This is a genomic window from Mumia flava (assembly GCF_002797495.1).
GTDB lineage: Bacteria > Actinomycetota > Actinomycetes > Propionibacteriales > Nocardioidaceae > Mumia > Mumia flava.
Genome location: NZ_PGEZ01000001.1, coordinates 119,674 through 138,680, shown reverse-complemented (window position 1 = coordinate 138,680; position 19,007 = coordinate 119,674). Strand labels below are relative to the sequence as shown.

Annotated in this window: 16 protein-coding genes; 8 read left to right on the top strand and 8 right to left on the bottom strand. The window is 72.8% G+C overall.

The window, feature by feature from the left end:
* Positions 1-27: 27 nt before the first annotated feature.
* The gene (locus CLV56_RS00705) at positions 28-1,800 is read right to left on the bottom strand and encodes an MFS transporter (protein WP_039357548.1); all 1,773 of its coding nucleotides are present in this window, start codon (positions 1,798-1,800) and stop codon (positions 28-30) included.
* Positions 1,800-2,501: an LppX_LprAFG lipoprotein gene (locus CLV56_RS00700; protein ID WP_100414231.1), complete on the bottom strand. Its 702-nt coding sequence runs from the start codon at positions 2,499-2,501 to the stop codon at positions 1,800-1,802. Before CLV56_RS00700 ends, CLV56_RS00705 begins: the two co-directional genes overlap by 1 nt.
* A gap of 137 nt (positions 2,502-2,638) precedes the next feature.
* On the opposite strand from CLV56_RS00700, the gene CLV56_RS00695 reads away from it, so the two are divergent.
* The gene (locus CLV56_RS00695; RefSeq protein ID WP_039357545.1) at positions 2,639-3,055 is read left to right on the top strand and encodes a VOC family protein; all 417 of its coding nucleotides are present in this window, start codon (positions 2,639-2,641) and stop codon (positions 3,053-3,055) included.
* A gap of 46 nt (positions 3,056-3,101) precedes the next feature.
* Here CLV56_RS00695 and CLV56_RS00690 read toward each other — a convergent pair whose 3' ends face one another.
* On the bottom strand, positions 3,102-5,561 hold the full coding sequence (locus CLV56_RS00690; protein ID WP_039357543.1) for a DNA gyrase/topoisomerase IV subunit A: 2,460 nt from the start codon (positions 5,559-5,561) through the stop codon (positions 3,102-3,104).
* 100 nt (positions 5,562-5,661) lie between these two features.
* Here CLV56_RS00690 and CLV56_RS00685 point away from each other — a divergent pair, with 100 nt between their 5' ends.
* The 3 genes from CLV56_RS00685 to CLV56_RS00675 all read left to right on the top strand — a co-directional run bounded on the left by CLV56_RS00685 (position 5,662) and on the right by CLV56_RS00675 (position 10,195).
* Positions 5,662-8,373, top strand: coding sequence for a bifunctional acetate--CoA ligase family protein/GNAT family N-acetyltransferase (locus tag CLV56_RS00685; protein ID WP_039357540.1), 2,712 nt, complete (start codon positions 5,662-5,664; stop codon positions 8,371-8,373).
* A 65-nt stretch (positions 8,374-8,438) separates the two neighbouring features.
* Positions 8,439-9,071: a DUF5998 family protein gene (locus tag CLV56_RS00680; RefSeq protein ID WP_039357538.1), complete on the top strand. Its 633-nt coding sequence runs from the start codon at positions 8,439-8,441 to the stop codon at positions 9,069-9,071.
* Positions 9,068-10,195, top strand: a complete 1,128-nt coding sequence (locus CLV56_RS00675; protein WP_100414230.1) for an alkaline phosphatase family protein — start codon at positions 9,068-9,070, stop codon at positions 10,193-10,195. Before CLV56_RS00680 ends, CLV56_RS00675 begins: the two co-directional genes overlap by 4 nt.
* A gap of 150 nt (positions 10,196-10,345) precedes the next feature.
* Here CLV56_RS00675 and CLV56_RS00670 read toward each other — a convergent pair whose 3' ends face one another.
* A complete protein-coding gene (locus CLV56_RS00670; protein WP_039357535.1) occupies positions 10,346-10,999 on the bottom strand; it encodes a thymidine kinase in 654 nt (217 codons plus the stop codon).
* Positions 11,000-11,023: 24 nt separating this feature from the next.
* On the opposite strand from CLV56_RS00670, the gene CLV56_RS00665 reads away from it, so the two are divergent.
* A complete protein-coding gene (locus CLV56_RS00665; protein WP_039357533.1) occupies positions 11,024-11,944 on the top strand; it encodes a sulfurtransferase in 921 nt (306 codons plus the stop codon).
* Positions 11,941-12,420, top strand: coding sequence for a nitroreductase family deazaflavin-dependent oxidoreductase (locus CLV56_RS00660; protein WP_039357530.1), 480 nt, complete (start codon positions 11,941-11,943; stop codon positions 12,418-12,420). Before CLV56_RS00665 ends, CLV56_RS00660 begins: the two co-directional genes overlap by 4 nt.
* 152 nt (positions 12,421-12,572) lie before the next feature.
* Here the strand turns inward: CLV56_RS00660 and CLV56_RS00655 are convergent, their stop codons facing one another.
* Together CLV56_RS00655 and CLV56_RS00650 are read right to left on the bottom strand one after the other, a co-directional pair.
* Positions 12,573-12,989, bottom strand: coding sequence for an MmcQ/YjbR family DNA-binding protein (locus tag CLV56_RS00655; RefSeq protein WP_100414229.1), 417 nt, complete (start codon positions 12,987-12,989; stop codon positions 12,573-12,575).
* 50 nt (positions 12,990-13,039) lie between these two features.
* On the bottom strand, positions 13,040-14,578 hold the full coding sequence (locus tag CLV56_RS00650; RefSeq protein WP_039357527.1) for an ATP-dependent DNA ligase: 1,539 nt from the start codon (positions 14,576-14,578) through the stop codon (positions 13,040-13,042).
* Between the two features lie 74 nt (positions 14,579-14,652).
* Between CLV56_RS00650 and CLV56_RS00645 the strand changes: the two genes are divergently transcribed.
* Positions 14,653-15,951: a geranylgeranyl reductase family protein gene (locus CLV56_RS00645; protein ID WP_281254170.1), complete on the top strand. Its 1,299-nt coding sequence runs from the start codon at positions 14,653-14,655 to the stop codon at positions 15,949-15,951.
* 20 nt (positions 15,952-15,971) lie between these two features.
* Entirely contained in the window at positions 15,972-16,754 is a 783-nt protein-coding gene (locus CLV56_RS00640) for a queuosine precursor transporter (RefSeq protein WP_100414228.1), read from the top strand.
* On the opposite strand, the gene tgt is transcribed toward CLV56_RS00640, so the two are convergent.
* A complete protein-coding gene (gene tgt, locus CLV56_RS00635) occupies positions 16,736-17,944 on the bottom strand; it encodes a tRNA guanosine(34) transglycosylase Tgt (protein ID WP_245857476.1) in 1,209 nt (402 codons plus the stop codon). The two genes, CLV56_RS00640 and tgt, sit on opposite strands and share 19 nt — an antisense overlap.
* 46 nt (positions 17,945-17,990) lie before the next feature.
* Entirely contained in the window at positions 17,991-18,986 is a 996-nt protein-coding gene (locus CLV56_RS00630) for a hypothetical protein (RefSeq protein WP_157805022.1), read from the bottom strand.
* Positions 18,987-19,007: the final 21 nt, after the last annotated feature.

The following is a 19,007-nucleotide window of genomic DNA, read 5'->3' as shown; positions in this document are numbered from 1 at the left end:
ACTATCGGTTCGGCGACGGGACCCGACTCACAGGTCGGCTGACGAGACCGTGCGGCCGGACCGCAGCAGCGATGCCGCAGCCACGGCGGCCAGAGCGGCGCAGACCGCCGCGCCGGTGAAGACGGCGCTGAGCTGGGCGACACCGGCGTCGATCAGCGCGTCGTTGTACGCGTCGCAGACCTTCGCGCCCTCGCCGCACAGGGCGTCGACGGACGGGATCTTCGCGGCGGCGTCGTAGTACGCCCGGAGTCCGAGCGTCGTGAGCACCGAGATCCCGACGAGCATGCCCACCATCCGCGCGACCACGACCAGCGCGGAGGCGACGCCGTGCACCTCGGTCGGGGTCGCGTCGAGCAGCGCGGCGTTGACCGGCGCCAGCGCCAGTCCGAAGCCCAGCCCCGCGACCACCAGCACCACGGTCGCGCCCAGACGGTCCAACGCGCCGGCCTCCCAGGACGCCATCACGAAGAACGAGGCCGAGGCCGCAGCCATCCCGACCGCGGTCACCAGCGCAGGACCCCGGAACCGGAGCGCCCACCCGCCGACGACCGCACCGACCGGCACCGCCACCAGGAAGCGCAGCAGCACCAGCGCCGCCTCGAGCTGCGACGAGCCGGGGTCGGTGAGCCGCGCGAAGAACGGGATGTCGACCAGCGCGGCGATCAGCGCCGCCCCGACCAGGAACGACGTCAGCAGTGCGCCCCACGCCGGCCGCGGGCCCACGGCCGACCCCGGCACGAGCGGTCGGCGCGCCCGGCGCTGCCGCCACACGAACCCCACCAGCAGCACGCCTGCCGCCGGCAGCAGGACGACCGCGGCCTCGGAGACCGCAGCCTGCTCCGGGTCGGCCGACGCGAACGACACGATCACGCAGCCCAGCGCGGCCCCGAGCAGCAGCGCACCCCCGAGGTCGACGTCTCGTGCCGTCGCCGGCCAGGTCCGAAGCGCGACCAGCGGACGGCGCGCCGTCAGCTCGCGCACGACGAACGCCAGCGCGAGCCCGTACACGACCAGCGCGGCCGGCGACGTCCAGCGCGACTCCCCGACGACCGGGAGGAAGATCCGCCCCATCTCGACGTCGTTCGCGATCGCCGCGGGCTCCGCCAGCACCAGCGCCAGGCTTGCGGTCGTGAGCACCGCGAGCAGCCCTCCGACCACGTCGGGGAGACCCGTACGGGCGGGCCCGTCCGACGAGTCGTCCGCTCCGTCCCGGGAGCCGCCGCGGATCGCCAGCAGCGCGGCCGCGAGCACGAGCCCGACGGCGCAGTTCAGCCAGAAGATCGCCCGCCAGTCTCCGACCGCGAGCACCACCGCCCCGTACAGCGGCCCGACCACGGCCCCGATCTCCTGGACGGCACCGACCACTCCGAGCGGGACGCCGCGCCGGTGCGGCGGCCACAGGTCGGCCACCAGAGCCAAGGTCGCCGGCACCAGGCCACCGCCGCCCAGCCCCTGGAGGAACCGCCCGGCCACCATCCAGCCCAGGTCGTACGACGCTGCCGTCACGACCGAGCCGAACGCGAAGATCACCAGCGACCCGAGCAGCACCGGGGTCCGCCCCCGCAGGTCCGCGATCCGCCCGATCAGCGGCAGCACCGCCACGTACCCGAGCAGGAAGCCGGACACGATCGGCGCCGCACGCTGCAGTTCGTCGAGCCCGATGCCCGCTGAGGTCATCATGTCGGGCAGCGCCAGGACCACGACGTACGTGTCGGCCGCGGCGAACGCGACCGCGACCGCGGCGAGCGTGAGCAACGTCCGGGCCGCCCGGTCGGGACGTGCGGGAGCCTCCACGGTCATCAGGGGGCGGTGATGTCGACCGACTCGTCGGAGGCGGTGACCTCGATCGTGTAGGTGACCTTCTCGATCGGGGCGTAGAAGTAGCCCTCGAGCGTCGCGTCGTGGAGCACGTCGTCGTCGGTCAGGCGGTACGTCACGTCGAAGAAGGTGTCGCGCTGTGCGCTCGGGATCAGCTTCCAGACGTCCTCGCCGGGAACCCAGCCGGTGATCGTGGTGAGCACCTCGGTGCCGTCACGGCTCTCGTCGCCGACCTCGACCTTCTCGGTCTTCGTGAGCAGGGACGCGAGCCCGTCGTCCGCCCGCATGAAGTCGGCCGGGTCGGGTGCGCCGATCGACTTCGGGTCGAGCGGTGCGAACGAGGGGGAGACCCCCGTCTTCGCGTAGACGGTGTCGTCGACGCTGACCACCTCGGCGTTCAGGGGGACGCCGCTGACCGACACCTTGACGTCACCGGAGAAAGCAGGGGCGTGGGTGCCGACGCCGTCAGCCTCCAGCAGCCCCGAGACACCGGACGGGATGCTCTCGGTCGACACCTTCACGTGCAGGCTCGTCGCGTCGTCCAGGACCGCCTGCGCCGCGGCCAGGCGATCGGCCGGATCCGCGGCCGCTGCGTCGTCGTCCGCACCACCATCACCGGAGCACGCGGCGGTCGTGAGGACGAGGGCAGCGGCGGTCGCCGCGAGCGTGAGGCGCTGAAGCATGGGCACAGCATAGGGCCCGCACGAGGTCGGGCTTCCAGCGATTAAAGGACCTGGAGCGATGAGTCCGTGCAGACCAGCGGGTCTACGCTCGTGCCGACCGCGTGGTGGTCACGCCGGCCGAGGGCCCGGAGGTTGCGATGGACTGGAAGCTGGAGCTGGTGACGTTGCCCGTCACCGACGTCGACCGGGCCAAGGAGTTCTACATCGAGCGACTCGGGTTCCGGCTCGACGTCGACCACGACGTCAGCGACGACTTCCGGATCGTGCAGCTGACCCCGCCCGGGTCGTCGTGCTCGATCACGTTCGGGGTCGGCGTCGGAGCCGGCACCGGCGCCGTACGGTCGCTCCGGCTCGTCGTCTCCGACATCGAGGCGGCCTACGAGGAGCTGCAGGCCCGCGGGCTCGAGTCAGGCGGCATCGTGCACTTCGTCCGCGGCGACCCCGAGCCGAAGCCGGGGCCGGACCCGGAACGCGGTGACTTCATGTCGTACGTGTTCTTCGACGACCCCGACGGCAACGGGTGGGGCGTCCAGGAGGCCGGCCACCGATCGTGAGTCGCCGCGCGACCGGCGCTCAGCCGATCTGGCGCGCGACCGGCGCTCAGCCGATCTGGCGCGCCACCGGCGCCGCGACCCGCAGGATCGGCTGCGACGCCGGCGCACCGGACCCGTCGCGGCGCGTGTCCGGCTCCGGCAGCTCCACGGGGATCCCGGCCGAACCCTGCGCGAGCGCCGGCCCGCGTCCGGCGTACGCCAGCACGAGCGCGTCCTCGCCGCGCAGCAGCCGCTGGCACCGGACGCCGCCGGTGGCGCGGCCCTTCGACGGGTAGACGTCGAACGACGTGACCTTGACCGACCCCGCCTCCGTGCCGGGCAGCGCGTCGGAGGACCCGGCCACCGTGACCACCACGGCATCCTCGGCCGGCTCGAACGCGCCGAAGAACAGCACCGACGCGCCCGCGCCCAGCTTGATCCCCGCGACGCCACCGCCGCCACGGCCCTGCGGCCGCACGAGCGACGCGTTGAAGCGCAGCAGCTGCGCGTCGGAGGTCACGAAGCACAGCTCCTCGTCGCCGGTCCGCAGCGCGGCGGCTCCGACGACCTCGTCGCCGTCGTCGAGCGCGATCACGTCCCACGCGTCCTTGCTCGCCAGGAACTCGGGCTTGACCCGCTTCACGGTGCCGCCGCGCGTCGCGAGCGCCAGTCCCGGAGCGTCGGCGTCGAAGGACGTGAGCGCGAGCACCCGCTCGTCGGCCGCGAGCGCCGGGATCTCGGCCAGCGGGATCCCGCCCTGCAGCGACGGCGGTGCGGCGGTCGGGGGGAGCGACGGCAGATCGAGCACGGACAGCCGTACGAGGCGTCCCGCCGACGTGACCGCTCCGACCTCGCCGCGAGCCGTGGCCGGCGCCGCCGCGACGATCGCGTCGTGCGGGTGGCGGGAGCCGTCGACCTCGGGGATCGAGTCGCCGGCGGTCCGCGCCATCAGGCCCGTGCCGGACAGCAGGACGAAGCACGGGTCGTCGGCCACCTCGAGCGGCACCGCGGTCGTCGAGACCGTCTGCCCGGCGCTCTCGAGCAGGACGGTACGGCGACCGGTCCCGAACTTCTTCGCGACCTCGGCCAGCTCGTCGGAGACCAGCCCGGCCAGGACCGTGCGGTCGGCGAGGATGCCCTCGAGCTCGGTGATCGTGGCGCGCAGCTCGTCCGCCTCGCGCTCCAGCTCGATCTGGCTGAACCGCGTCAGGCGCCCGAGCTGCAGGTCGAGAATGTACTCGGCCTGCTTCTCCGACAGGTCGAAGACCTCCATCAGGCGTCCGTGCGCGTGGCGCCGGTCGTCGCTCGAGCGGATCAGTGCGATCACCTCGTCGATGTCGACGATCGCGATCAGCAGGCCCTCGACGAGGTGCAGCCGGTCGCGTGCCTTGCCGAGCCGGAACTCCGTGCGCCGCCGGACGACGTCGAAGCGGTGCTCGAGGTAGACCTCGAGCAGCTCCTTGAGCCCGAGCGTGCGGGGCTGCCCGTCGACCAGGGCGACGTTGTTGATCCCGAAGGAGTCCTCGAGCGGCGTCTGCTTGTACAGAGCCGCGAGGACCGCCTCGGGGTTGAAGCCGTTCTTGATCTCGATCACGAGGTGGAGACCGTCGGCGTCGGTGAGGTTCTTCAGGTCGGAGATGCCCTGGAGCTTCTTCGACTGGACCAGGGTCTTGATCCGCTCGATCACCTTCTCCGGACCGACGTTGTAGGGGAGCTCGGTGACGACGATGCCCTTGCGGCGCGGCGTGACCGACTCGATCCGGGCGGTCGCGCGCATCTTGAACGAGCCCCGTCCCGTGGCGTAGGCGTCGCGGACGCCCTCCAGCCCGATGATCTTGCCGCCGGTCGGCAGGTCCGGACCGGGGACGAAGCGCATCAGGTCGTCCAAGGACGCGTCGGGTCGCTTGATCAGGTGCCGCAGCGCGGAGACGACCTCGACGAGGTTGTGGGGCGCCATGTTGGTCGCCATGCCGACCGCGATCCCGGAGGCGCCGTTGACCAGGAGGTTCGGGATCGCCGCGGGGAGCACCACCGGCTCGGTCTCGCGGCCGTCGTAGTTCGCGCGGAAGTCGACCGTGTCCTCGTCGATCGACCCGGTCATCGCCATCGCGGCGGAGTCCATCCGGCACTCGGTGTAGCGCATCGCGGCCGGGCCGTCGTCCGGGGACCCGAAGTTGCCGTGGCCGTCGACGAACGGCAGGCGCAGGGACCACGGCTGCACCAGCCGGACGAGCGCGTCGTAGATCGCGGAGTCGCCGTGCGGGTGCAGGCGACCCATCACTTCGCCGACGACGCGCGCGCTCTTGACGTGACCACGGTCGGGCCGCAGGTTCATGTCGTCCATCGTGAAGAGGATCCGGCGCTGCACGGGCTTCAGACCGTCGCGGGCGTCGGGGAGCGCGCGCGAGTAGATCACCGAGTACGCGTACTCGAGGAAGCTCGACCGCATCTCCTCGCGGACGTCGATGTCGACGATGTGCTCCTCGACGTCGTCCGGGGGCGGTGCGCTCGTGCTCCTGCGGGCCATCGGTGTCCTTCCAAGCCTGGGGTGACGGGGGCGTTCGCCCTGTCACGACCCTAGCCTCCGGGGCGGACGGGACTGGGGAGCAGACGGTAGATTTCTCGGTGTGACCGAGCAGACCGTCGTCTCCGCACAGGAGCGCTACCCCGAGCACTGGGAAGCCGACGTCGTCCTGCGCGACGGGGGAGCCGCGCACCTGCGGCCGATCACGCCGGACGACGCCGACGAGCTCGTCCGGTTCTACGCGCGGGTGTCCGAGCAGTCGAAGTACTACCGGTTCTTCGCCCCGTACCCGACGCTGTCCGCGCGCGATGTGAAGCGTTTCACCGAGATCGACTACCACGAGCGGGTCGCGTTCGTCGTGACGATCGGCGCCGACATCATCGCCGTCGGCCGCTACGACGCCGTCGGCGACCACCAGGCCGAGGTCGCGTTCCTGGTCGAGGACGACCAGCAGGGCCGCGGGCTCGGCCAGCTCCTGCTGGAGCACCTCGCCCAGGCGGGCCGCGAGATGGGGATCCGGCGGTTCGTCGCCGACGTCCTCCCCGAGAACGTCCGGATGATCCAGGTCTTCCGCGACCAGGGCTACTCCGTGGAGCGCAGCGTCGAGGACGGCGTGATGCGGCTGGTCTTCCCGATCGACCCGACCGAGACCGCGATCGGCGTGATGCAGGCGCGCGAGCACCGTGCCGAGGCGGCGTCGATCGAGCGGTTCTTCAACGCCCGCTCCGTCGCGATCGTGGGCGCCAGCCGCCGCCAGGACACGATCGGCCAGACGATGATCCGCAACCTCGTGCTCGGCGACTTCGCCGGTGCGGTCTACGCCGTCAACGCCCAGGCGGAGGCGGTGTCCGGCCTCCCTGCGTACAAGACGGTGCAGGACATCCCGAACGACGTCGACCTCGCGATCATCGCGGTCCCCGCCGAGTCCGTGCCCGAGGTCGTGCTCGACTGCGCGGCCAAGGGTGTGCACGGCCTCGTCGTGATCTCCTCGGGGTTCGCCGAGATCGGCGAGGAGGGGCGCCGCCGCCAGCGTCGCCTCGTCGGGCTCGCCCGCTCGTACGGCCTGCGCCTGGTCGGCCCGAACTGTCTGGGTGTGATCAACACCTCCTCCGCGGTCCGCCTCAACGCGTCGCTGTCGACGATCACCCCGCCGCGGGGCCGCGTCGGGTTCTTCTGCCAGTCCGGCGCGCTGGGGCTCGCGATCCTGGAGAACGTCGACCGGCGGGGTCTAGGCCTGTCGACCTTCGTATCCGCCGGGAACCGCGCCGACGTCTCCGGCAACGACCTCCTCCAGTACTGGGAGGAGGACGACGCCACCGAGGTCGTCCTGCTGTACCTCGAGTCCATCGGCAACCCGCGCAAGTTCTCCCGGATCGCGCGCCGGGTCGGCCGCAAGAAGCCGATCGTCGCGGTGAAGTCGGGTCGCTCGACCCAGGGCGTCCCGGTCGGGCACGCCGTCCGGGCCACGACCGCGCCGCAGGCCGCCGTCGACGCGATGTTCCGCCAGGCCGGCGTCATCCAGGTCGACACCCTGGACGAGATGTTCGACGTGGCGCAGCTGCTGGCGCACCAGCCGCTTCCGCGCGGCCCCCGCGTCTCGGTGGTCGGCAACTCCGACGCCCTCGCGCTCCTGGTCGCCGACGCCGCCACGTCGTTCGGGCTCAAGGTCGCCGACCCGATCGCGCTGGGCGCGGACGCCGGCGCCGACGACTTCGAGCACGCGCTGGACGAGGCGATCGACAACCCGGAGGTGGACGCGATCGTCGCGGTCTACATCCCGCCCGTCAACACCAGCGGCGAGGAGGTCGCCAACGTCCTGGCCGCCGTCGGTGAGCAGTCGGACAAGCCGATCGTCTCGACGTTCCTCGGCACCGAGGGCGTCCCCGAGCTGCTCCGTGTCCCCGACGTCGAAGGCGCTGCCGGGCGAGGCTCCGTCCCGTCGTACTCCGGTCCGGAGTCGGCCGTACGGGCGCTCGCGCGCGTCGTCACGTACGCCGCGTGGTCCGGCCAGGAGCAGGGCGAGATCGCCCACTACGAGGACATCGACCGCGACGGGGCCCACGCCCTGGTCTCCGGCGCGATGCAGCCCGGCCCGGACGGCGGCTGGCTGAGCGACGACCAGGTGCAGGAGCTCCTCGCGCTGTACGGGATCGACCTGTGGGCGTCGCTGCCCGCCCCCACGCTCGAGGCGGCGGTCGCGGCGGGGGAGGAGCTCGGCTGGAACGTCGTGCTGAAGGCGACCGCGGACTCCTTGCGCGCCCGGCCGGACCTCGCGCACGTGTGGCGCAACATCTTCGACGCGGACGACATGGCCGAGGCCTGGGAGGCGCTGACCAGCCTCATCGGTCCGCCGGAGCGCTCGGCGTTCGTGGTCCAGAAGGTCGCGCCGCCCGGGGTCCCGGTCTCGATCCGCGCCGCCGAGGATCCGCTGTTCGGTCCGCTGCTGTCGTTCTCGCTCGCCGGCGCTGCCAGCGATCTGCTGGAGGACCGCAGCTACCGGATCCCCCCGCTGTCCGACGTCGACGCCGCCGCCATGATCCGTGAGCTGAAGTCCGCGCCGCTGCTGTTCGGCTATCGCGGCGGCCCGCTGGCGGACCTCGCGGCCCTGGAGGACCTGCTCCAGCGGCTCGCGGCGCTCAAGGACGACCTCCCGGAGGTCGCCGAGCTCCACATGGAGCCCGTCCTGGCGGGCGAGGACGGCTGTCGCGTGCTGAAGGCCCGGCTCCGCGTGGCGCCGCCGGCGGACAACCGACGGGACTGGTACGTACGCCGGCTGAGCAGTCCGGTCGGCCTCGGCGACACGTTGCGCGGATGACCGGGCCGAAGCGAGGCTGGGGAGTACGGCGACGCCGCCAGGGCGGAGGTGCGAGACTGGAACTCATGGCCAACCGACACCCGTCCACCGCCCGGCTCGAGTCGGGGGACACCGTCCCCGACCGCACGGCCGAGCTCGCCGCCGACGTCGAGACCACCGGGTTCTACCCGCAGGTGGTCGCCGCCGGCATCGCCGATGCGCTCGCGTCCGAGCCGGTCACGGCGTACGTGCTCCACCACGAGCCGACGTTCGACCGGGACGAGGTGCGCCGCCACATGACGGTCCTGCTGCTGACCCCGTCGCGGCTGCTGCTCACCCACACCGACGAGCACCCGGCCGACGACGTGCTCCCCGAGCCCTACACCTCGACCACCACGGAGGCGGTCGCGCTGCGGTCGGTCGAGTCCGTAGTCGTGACGCGGACGGTCCCGACGTCCGCTGCGCTCGACGCGCGGGCGGACGTCGACCCGGCCGAGGTCGTGCTCACCATCGGCTGGGGCGCCGTGCACCGACTCGACCTGGAGCCGGCCGCGTGCTCGGACCCCAGCTGCGAGGCGGACCACGGCTACACCGGGACGTCCTCGGCCGACGACTTCTCGCTGCGCGTCAGCGCTGCCGCCGAGGGCGGTGCCGCGGTCTCGCGCCTGCTCGGTTTCGCCCGCGCGCTCTCGGCCGTCACCTCACGACCCCTCCGGTGAGCGCCGACCCTGTGCCGGGCGGGGCGATCGCCGACTCCGTCCGGATCGACGCGGTCCTGCCGAGCGTCGCGGCCGCGCTGGGGGTTCCGAGCTGGACGGACCGGATCGGGCTGCCGAGCGCCGCACGGTACGTCGTGGTGCTGGTCGACGGACTCGGGGCCGATCTTCTCGCGGAGCACCGCGACCTCGCCCCGTACCTCTCCTCGCTCCTCGACGGCGGGCACACCCTGCGTTCCGGGCTGCCGTCGACGACGGCGACGTCGATCACGTCGCTGGGGACAGGCCTGCCGGCCGGACAGCACGGACTCGTCGGCTACACCTGCCGGATCCCCGGGACCGACCGGGTGATCAACTCGCTGCGCTGGGACGACGCGGTCGATCCGCGGACCTGGCAACCGCACCCGACGATGCTCGAGCGGATCGATGCGGCCGGAGTCCCGACGTCGGCGGTCAACAAGGCGGAGTTCGAGGGATCCGGCCTGACCGTCTGCAGCCAGGGCGGCGTGCCGTTCCACCCGTACGCCTCGATCTACGAGCGCGCCGACGTGGTCGCGGAGGTCTCGGAGGCGACACCGCGCTCGCTGGTCTACACCTACGAGTCGACGCTCGACCACACCGGGCACCAGCACGGCTGCGCGTCGCAGCAGTGGCGCGACCGGCTGCGCGGCATCGACGCCGATCTGCAGGACCTGCGCGACGCGCTGGCACCTGGGACCGCCCTGCTGATCACCGCCGACCACGGGATGGTCGATCTGCCGGCCGGCGGGCGGTTCGACGTCGAGAGCGAGCCGTCGCTGCTCGACGACGTCCAGCTGTTCGCCGGCGAGGCGCGCTTCCGGCACCTCTACACGCGCACCGGCGCGGAGCAGGAGGTCGCGCAGCGCTGGCGGGCACGGTTCGGCGACGCGGCGCTGGTCGTGACACGCGACGAGGCGGAGGACGCGGGGTGGTTCGGGACGATCGACGACCGTGTCCGTCCGCGGATCGGCGACGTGCTGGTGCTCGGGCTCGGTGACTTCGCGGTCTTCTCCACGCGCCACTTCGCGATCGAGATGTCGATGGTCGGGTTCCACGGGTCGATCTCGGAGGCCGAGACCCGGATTCCGGTGCTCGTCGACCTCTGAGTGCGGGTCGCGCGGCCGACCCGCCAGATCGGTGCGGTGTGACGGATGGCAGTGCCATGCATCCGTCACAGGTCACCGCCCAGGACCCTCGCTGCAGATCGGTGAGCCACGGCGGACCGTACGGGCGGGGCCGCCGTCGTCAGCAGTCGGTCAGGAGAACGGCAGGGGGTCCGGCACCGTCGTGACCGCCCGAGCGCGCGCCGTGGTCATGCGGCGCCGGTGGTGCTGACGGCACAGCACCTCGTACCCGACCGTCGGCGCCGGCTGCGCAGGGTCCTCCACGTCGCCGACGACGATCTGGTCGCCCTCGGTGACCATGACGCCGTTCTCGGTCCGTGCGTTGTGCGTGGCGCGCTTGCCGCACCAGCACAGCGCCTCGACCTGCAGCGGCTGGATCCGGTCGGCGAGCTCGACCAGTCGCGCGGAGCCTTCGAACAGCCGCGTCCGGAAGTCGGTGAGGATCCCGAACGCGAACACGTCGATCTGCAGCTCGTCGGAGATCCGCGCCAGCTCCTCGACCTGCACGGCCGTGTAGAACTGCGCCTCGTCGCAGATCAGGTAGTCGATCCGCTCGCCCTGCGTCAGCGCACCCACCACGTACGACCAGAAGCCGAAGTCGGGATCGACCTCGATCGCCTCGGTCGACAGACCGAGCCGGCTCGACAGCCGCCCGTCGCCGGCGCGGTCCTGGCTGGTGAAGATCCGCCCGACCCGGCCGCGTGCGGCGTGGTTGTGGTTGGTCTGCAGCGCCAGCGTCGACTTGCCGCTGTCCATCGTCCCGGTGAAGAAGAGCAGGCTCGCCACGGGGCACGAGGCTACCGTGTGCCCATGGTTCGACGTGGGCAGGCCGACGTGTCCGATCCGGTGATCAGCGCGGCGCAGGCTGCTGACCTGCTGAACCGGCCCGATCCCGGGGAACACCCGACGGTTCTCGACGTCCGCTGGTCGCTCACGGGGCCACCGGGGCTGGCGGCGTACGAGGCCGGGCACATGCCGGGCGCGGTGTTCGTGGACCTCGACGCCGCGCTCGCCGATCCGCCCGACGACGGGCGCGGCCGGCACCCGTTGCCGGACCCGGACCGGTTCGTCGCCGCGATGCGGGCGGCCGGTGTGTCGGCGGACCGGCCGGTGATCGTCTACGACGGCGGTGAGGGGTCGGCGGCGGCGCGGGCGTGGTGGTTGCTGACCGACTACGGGCACGCGACGGTGACGGTGCTGGACGGCGGGTACGACGCGTGGCGCGCGGCCGGGCTGCCGGTGAGCGCAGAGGCGCCGGTGGTGGCGCCGGGTGACTTCGCGGGGACGCCGGGCGCGCTGCCGGTCGTCGACGCCGCAGGTGCCGCGCAGGTGGCGGCGGGCGGGATCCTGCTGGACGCGCGGACCGGTGAGCGGTTCCGCGGCGAGGCCGAGCCGATCGACCCGGTCGCCGGCCACGTTCCCGGTGCCGTGTCGGCGCCGGCGGGCGGCGACGCGGAGGCCGACGGACGGTGGCGGTCGGTCGCAGCGCTCCGCGCGCGGTACGCAGGGCTGGGGATCGGCGAGAGCGGAGCGGGGTCCGGCACGCGGGAGGTCGCGGCGTACTGCGGCTCCGGCGTCACGGCCGCGCGTACGGTCCTGGCCCTGCGGCGGATCGGCATCGACGCGGCCCTGTACGCCGGGTCGTGGAGCGAGTGGATCGCCGACCCCAGCCGCCCCGTGGCGACCGGCGACGAACCCGCGGACGAACGAGACGACGAGGAGGACCGATGAGGCAGATCCCGCGCTGGCTGGCGCGTTCCCCGATCGGGTTGTTCAAGGTCGGGCTCGGCCGCGTCTTCGCCGGGCGGCTGGCGATGGTGGAGCACATCGGGCGCACGTCGGGCGAGCGGCGGTACGTGGTGCTCGAGGTCGTCCTCGACGAGGGCGACGGGATCGTCGTCGCGTCCGGCTACGGCGCCGCGTCGCAGTGGTACCGCAACGTCCAGGCCGACCCCCACGTACGGCTGTGGTGGGGCAAGCACACCGCCGCTCCCGCGACGGCGATCCTTCTGGCCGCGCAGCAGTCGGTCGACCTGCTGGAGGAGTACCGCCAGGTGCATCCCGGGCAGGCCGCGACCGTCTCGAAGGGCCTGGGCGTCCCCGAGCTCACCAGCGATGCGCCGATCCCCCTGGAGGTGGGGGAGCGGATCCTGCTCGTGCGGTTCCGCCTGGCGACGGCGGGTGCCGCGGGCGCCGCCGGCGGCTGAGCCCGTCGGCATCCCGCAGACCGGGGACCGAGCGCACCTCGCCCACTCCGAGCGCACCCCGCAGCGCGCGCTCGGAGCCGGTAGAGCGCGCTCGGACGGGGAGCAGGTCCGATTTGCGGTGATTCAGTGGTCGTCCGGTCAGGTGACCGGGCTCAGCCGTCCCGGCGCTCGGCCTCCCAGCGCCCTACGACGGTCGGAGCTGCCTGCGAGCGCCAGGCGTCGACGATGACCTCGGCGAGCTCGTCGCGGCTGAGCCGGCCGAGGTGCGCGAGCCGGAGCAGGACGGAGGCGTGGCCGTCGAAGTGGGGTGTCGTGAAGAACGGCCCGTCCCCCTGGACGAGCGCCAGCTTGTCGCCCTCGTCGGGGACCCGGAACACCACGACGTCGGTGAGCCGCTCGCCGGACTCGGCGTCCACGGCGTCGGGGCGAGGCGTGCGGTAGCCGACGAAGAACCGGCCGCTGACCCGGTAGGAAGGCAGCCCACCCCAGCCCGCGACCATCACCGCCCGGGGCAGGGCGAGCGCGACCTCCTCGATGTCGGACTCACGTGCTTTCCGTGGTCGCCCCATGCGCTGCACCCCCGGAACTCACGCTACCGGCAGGACGACCCCGCTCCGCGTCAGAGCAGCGCCCGGACCGCGTCGATCGTGTCGGCCTCTGCCGCGGGCTTGTCGTCGCGGTAGCGCAGCACGCGGGCGAAGCGCAGCGCCACGCCTCCGGGGTAGCGAGGCGACCGCTGGACTCCGTCGAAGGCGATCTCGACGACCTGCTCGGGGCGGACGGTCACGACCCAGTCGTCGGTCCCGTCCGTGGCGAGCTCGGTGAACCGCTCGGTCTGCCACGCCAGGATCTCGTCGGTCATCCCCTTGAACGTCTTGCCGAGCATCACGAAGCCGCCGCCGTCGGGGTCGCGGGCGCCCAGGTGGATGTTCGACAGCCAGCCCTTGCGCCGACCGGACCCCCACTCGACCGCCAGCACGACGAGGTCCAGGGTGTGCCGCGGCTTCACCTTGACCCAGGCCGCACCGCGCCGACCCGCCTCGTACGGGGCGTCGAGCGCCTTGACCACGACGCCTTCGTACCCCCGGTCGACGACATCGTCGAAGAAGGTGGTCGCCTCGGCGCCGTCGGCGGTCCGCAACCGCGGCACGGTCAGCCCCGGCGCGAGGCGGTCCAGCACCTCGAGGCGCTCGGACAGCGGACGGTCGATCAGGTCCTCGCCGTCGACGTGCAGGACGTCGAAGAACACCGGCGACAGAACCCGTACGTCGTCCGACGACAGGTCGGGGGCCTCCGGACGCACCCGGGTGGCGCCGAGCGAGGCGATGTCCTGGAACGGTGCCGGCCGCCCGTCCTGCTCGATCACCACCGCCTCTCCGTCCAGCACCAGCGTGTCCGCCGACAGACCCCGGACGGCCTCCACGATCGACCCGACCCGCTCGGTGATGTCGTCGAGGCTGCGGGTGTAGACCCGGACGTCGTCGCCGACCCGGTGGACCTGGATCCGGATACCGTCGAGCTTCGTGTCGACCGACGTCGGCGATCCGGCGCCGATCTTCTCCAGCGCCGCCGCGACGTCGGGTGCGCTCGAGGCGAGCATGGGCCGGACCGCGCGCCCCGCCTCGAGCCGGAACCCCGCCACCGCCTCCGCCCCGCCGGACAGCGCCGCCGACGCGACGGGCGCGAGCGCGCCGCGCAGCATCACGGCACGCCGTACGTCCGCCGCGGGCAGCCCCGCGGCCTCCGCCACGGCATCCGCGACCACCGAGTCCAGCGCGCCCTGGCGCACGTCCCCGGAGACCAGGCCGCGCAGGTAGGCCTGCTCGTCGGCGGTCGCGGCCCCGAACAGCGCTGCGGCGGCGTCCGTACGGGCGCCCGCGGAGCCGGGACCGGACATCGCCGCCATGGTCTCGAACGCCGCGTCGACGTCCACGACGTCCAGCGACGGCTCCGCCGCCGGGTCCGGCAGGTCCCGCATCGACGCCCACCCGAGGCCCGTCCGGCGCTGGCGCAGCTCGCCCGCCAGGTAGGTCACCACGACCTCGAGCGCGTCCGGCGGCGTCGCGGCGAGCAGCTCGGCGATCGCCGCGCGCTTCGCCAGACGGGAGCGGGTCGCGGCGACGGCACGGGAGGTGGCGACCACGTCGGCGAGGAGCATGCCCCCATCCTGACGCGCCCCACCGACAGCCGCCGCCCGCCGAGCCGTCAGGGGTGGGATGGGAGAATCGACCCGTGACTGCCCCGTCCTTCCCCGAGCGCACAGGCCTCGCCGAGAGCAATGACGTCCTCGAGGCCGGAGGCCTGCCCGAGCGCACCGACGTCCTCGTCGTCGGCGCCGGCCCCGCAGGCTCCGCCGCCGCCGCGTGGGCGGCCCGGCACGGCCTCGACGTCGTGCTCGCGGACGCCGCGCGCTTCCCGCGCGACAAGACCTGTGGCGACGGTCTGACCCCGCGGGCGATCAAGGAGCTCGACGGCCTCGGGCTCGGCGACTGGGTCCGCCGCCACGGCACCAACCGCGGTCTGCGCGCCGCGGGCTTCGGCCAGGAGTGGCTGCTGCCGTGGCCCGGCGGGGCGCTGCCCGACATCGGCTCGGCGGTCCCGCGCACGGAGCTCGACGCTCACCTGCGTCAGCTCGCGCTCGACGCCGGGGCGCGGGCGCTCGACGGCGCCCGGGCGGTCGACGTCGACCGCACCGGCGACCGCATCACCGCCGTGGTCTTCCGCACCGCAGAGGGCGAGCACCGCGTCGCCTGCGAGCGCGTCGTGGTCGCCGACGGCGTGCGCAGCCCGTTGGGTCGCGTGCTGGGCCGTGAGTGGCACCGCGAGACGGTGTACGGGGTGGCCGGCCGGTCGTACGTGAAGTCCGGCCGCAGCGACGACCCGTGGATCTCGTCGCACCTCGAGCTGCGCGGTGAGGACGACGAGCTGCTCAGCGGGTACGGCTGGATCTTCCCGCTGTCCGACGGCGAGGTGAATCTCGGCGTCGGCACGCTCGCGACCGCCAAGCGGCCCGCGAAGGTGCAGCTCCGCCCGCTGATGGAGTACTACGCGCGGCTGCGGCGCGACGAGTGGGACCTCGGCGACGAGCTGCGGGCCCCGACGTCGGCGCTGCTGCCGATGGGCGGCGCGGTCTCCGGCGTCGCCGGCCCGAACTGGGCGTTGATCGGCGACGCCGCCGCCTGCGTGAACCCGCTCAACGGCGAGGGCATCGACTACGGCCTGGAGACCGGTCGCCTGGTCGCGGAGCACCTCGCGGCAGGGGACGACCTCGCCACCGGCTGGCCCGCGACCCTGCGCGGCGCGTACGGCGAGTCGTTCTCGCTCGCGCGGCGGCTCGGTGGCCTGCTGACCCAGCCGTGGCTGCTGCCGACCTTCGGCCCGCCGGGGATGCGCTGGGAGTGGCTGATGCACGTCGTGCTGCGGCTGATGGGCAACCTCGTGACGGACTCCGATCGCGACCTCGTCGCCCGGACCTGGCGGGCGGGTGGCCGCCTGTCGGTCCGGCTGGACGCCCGTCCGCCGTTCTCCTGACCTCTGCTTGGATAGGACGCATGGCCGTCACCTCCGAGTCCCGGCGCCGCGACGTCGTCCACTTCGCCGCGCGCGGCTCGACGCACTTCGACGTGATCCTCGCGGCGTTCTGCGTGATCCTCGTGGTCTCCAACATCGTGGCGACCAAGGGGATCGAGTTCGGCTCCGGCGACGTCACGCTCGGTCCGATCCAGATCTGGCCGATCATCACCGACGGGGGAGCGTTCCTGTTCCCGTTCGCGTACGTGCTCGGTGACGTGATCTCCGAGGTGTACGGGATGCGCGCGGCGCGGCGCGCGATCATCACCGGGTTCGCGCTCGCGGTGCTCACGGCGCTCACGTTCGTCGTCGTCCAGCACGCGCCGGGCGCGTCGTTCTACGAGAACCAGGCGGCGTACGAGGCCGTGCTCGGGTTCGTCCCGCAGATCGTGCTCGCGAGCCTCGCGGGCTACCTCACCGGCCAGTTCCTTAACGCGTTCGTGCTGGTCCGGATGAAGCAGCGCACCGCCGAGCGGGGCCTGTTCGCCCGGCTCGCGAGCTCCACCGGCATCGGGGAGGCGGCCGACACGCTGATCTTCTGCGCGATCGCCGCGTCCGCGATCGGGATCACCACCATGGGCCAGTTCTGGAACTACGCCGTGGTCGGCTTCGTCTACAAGGTCGCCGTCGAGCTGATCGTGATGCCGCTGACGATCATGGTGATCGGCTGGCTGAAGTCGCGCGAGCCCACGTACTGGTCCTCCGGCGAGCCGGTCGCCGCCGGCACGGGCGAGCCGCCGGCCGGTCAGGACCGCGACGCGTAGTACCGCCCGAGGAACTCACTCTTCAGCGCGTCGTACGACCCGTCGCCGACCGCGTCGCGGATCCGGTCGACGAGCCGCACGATGAACCGCTCGTTGTGGATCGTGACGAGAGTCGCCGCGAGGTACTCCTTCGCCTTGAAAAGGTGGTGGAGGTACGCGACGGTGTAGTGCCCGCAGGTGTAGCAGTCGCATGCGTCGTCGATCGGCTCGAACCGCCGCTTCGACGCAGCCACGAGGAGGTTGCGCTGCCCGTCGACGGTGTAGACGCGGCTCGTGCGTGCCACCCGGGACGGGCTCACGCAGTCGAACGTGTCGGCGCCGTTCTCGATCCCGGCGAACAGGTCGTCCGGCTCGCCGATCCCGAGCAGGTGCCGCGGCCGGTCCTCGGGCAGCTCGTCGCACACCCACGAGACGATCGTGCCGAGCTGGTCCTTCTCGAGCGCGCCGCCGATCCCGTACCCGTCGAAGCCCAGCTCGACCAGCCCGCGCGCCGACTGCCGCCGCAGGTCCTCGAACTGCGCGCCCTGCACGACCCCGAACAAGGCCTGGTACGGCTTGTCGGCCCGCTCCTCGGTCAGCCGGCGGTGCTCCGCGACGCACCGTACGGCCCACGCCTGGGTCCGCTCGACCGAGCGCTCCTGGTAGTCGCGGGTGTTCATCAGCGTGGTGCACTCGTCGAAGGCGAAGATGATGTCCGCGCCGAGCCTGTGCTGGATCTGCATGGAGGTCTCGGGCGTGAACCGGTGCTTCGACCCGTCCAGGTGACTCTTGAACGTCACCCCGTCGTCGTCGATGTGGGCGAGCCGCTCCTTGCCCTCGGCGATCACGTCGTCGGCGGCGCGCCCGGCGGTGTCCATCGCGAGCACCTTGCGGAAGCCCGCGCCGAGCGACAGCACCTGGAACCCACCCGAGTCGGTGAACGTCGGGCCGTCCCAGTTCATGAAGGCGCCGAGGCCCCCGGCCTCGTCCACGATGTCGGACCCGGGCTGGAGGTAGAGGTGGTAGGCGTTCGCGAGCAGCGCCTGCGACCCGATCTCGCGCATCGTCTCCGGCAGCACCGCCTTGACGGTGGCCTTCGTGCCGACGGGCACGAAGGCAGGCGTACGGATCTCGCCGTGCGGGGTGCTGATCGTGCCGGTCCTGCCGTGACGGCCGTCGAGGCGGTCGCCGACCGTGAAGGTGAAGCTCACCGGTCCATCCAACCAGGCCCGGCTGCTCGCGCGCCCGACGACCGGCTCAGCCGACGACGGGCTCGGACGTCTTGGCATCCGACGGCCCGGGAGTGCCCTGGCCCTCGGTGACGTCGCCCTCGTTGCCCTCGGCAGGGGCGGGCGTCGTCGGCGCCTCGGTCGTCGGCTCCTCGGTCGGCGCCTCGGTCGTCGGCTCCTCCGTCGGCGCCTCGGTGCTCGGCGCCTCCTCGTCGGAGCTGTCGCCACCGCTGCTGCCGCTGCCGCCCTCGGAGTCGGAGTCCGAGTCGCCGTTCTGCCCGCCCTGCGAGGGCGAGTCGGAGTCCTGGTTCTTCTGGTTCTTGCCGTCGGCGTTCGACCGGCCGATGTTGCTGAAGGTCGTGCCGGAGCCGCCGCTGTTGGAGATCGGGTGGCCGACGATCGTCTCGTACGCCCAGATGCCGCCGAGGGCGAGCGCGAGGCTGACGCCGATCGCCGCGATGATGGTCTTGGGCCCGATCAGGCCCTTGCGCTCGGTCGTCCCGACCGCCTCGGCGTCCGCATCGCCCGGGGCAGCGTCCTCGTCGAAACCAGCGTCGTCGAAGGACGCGTCGAACCCGGCCGCGTCGAGCGGCGCGGTGGCGTCGTCCGCCGGCCCGGTGCCGGGATCCACCTCGGCCCCGTCGTACGGCGTCGTCCCGCCCTGGGCCTTCTGCGCCTGGTTCAGGGCCACCCGCGTGCTCGCGCCGGCCGCCGCTGCGATCTTCGCGCCCTGGCGGCGCAGCGAGTTGGTGTAGAACGCGCCGCCGACGGTGATGACGATGGAGCCGATCGCGGCACCGATCAGCGTCCCGGCGACACCGAGGCCGGATGCCGCGAACGCCGAGGTGACGGCCGCGAGCGCGCTGCCGACGACCTGCGCGGGCGAGACGCCGCTCAGCAGGCCGTGCTTCTCCTCGTTCTCGTCGTCGGGCATGTGGTCCTTCGGCTCTCGGGCGGTACCGTCCGGGTGGCTGCGGTCGGCAGCGGCCGTACGGGCGGGGTGGAAGATGGGTTCCGTCTGCACCGATCGAGCGCACGACGTCAA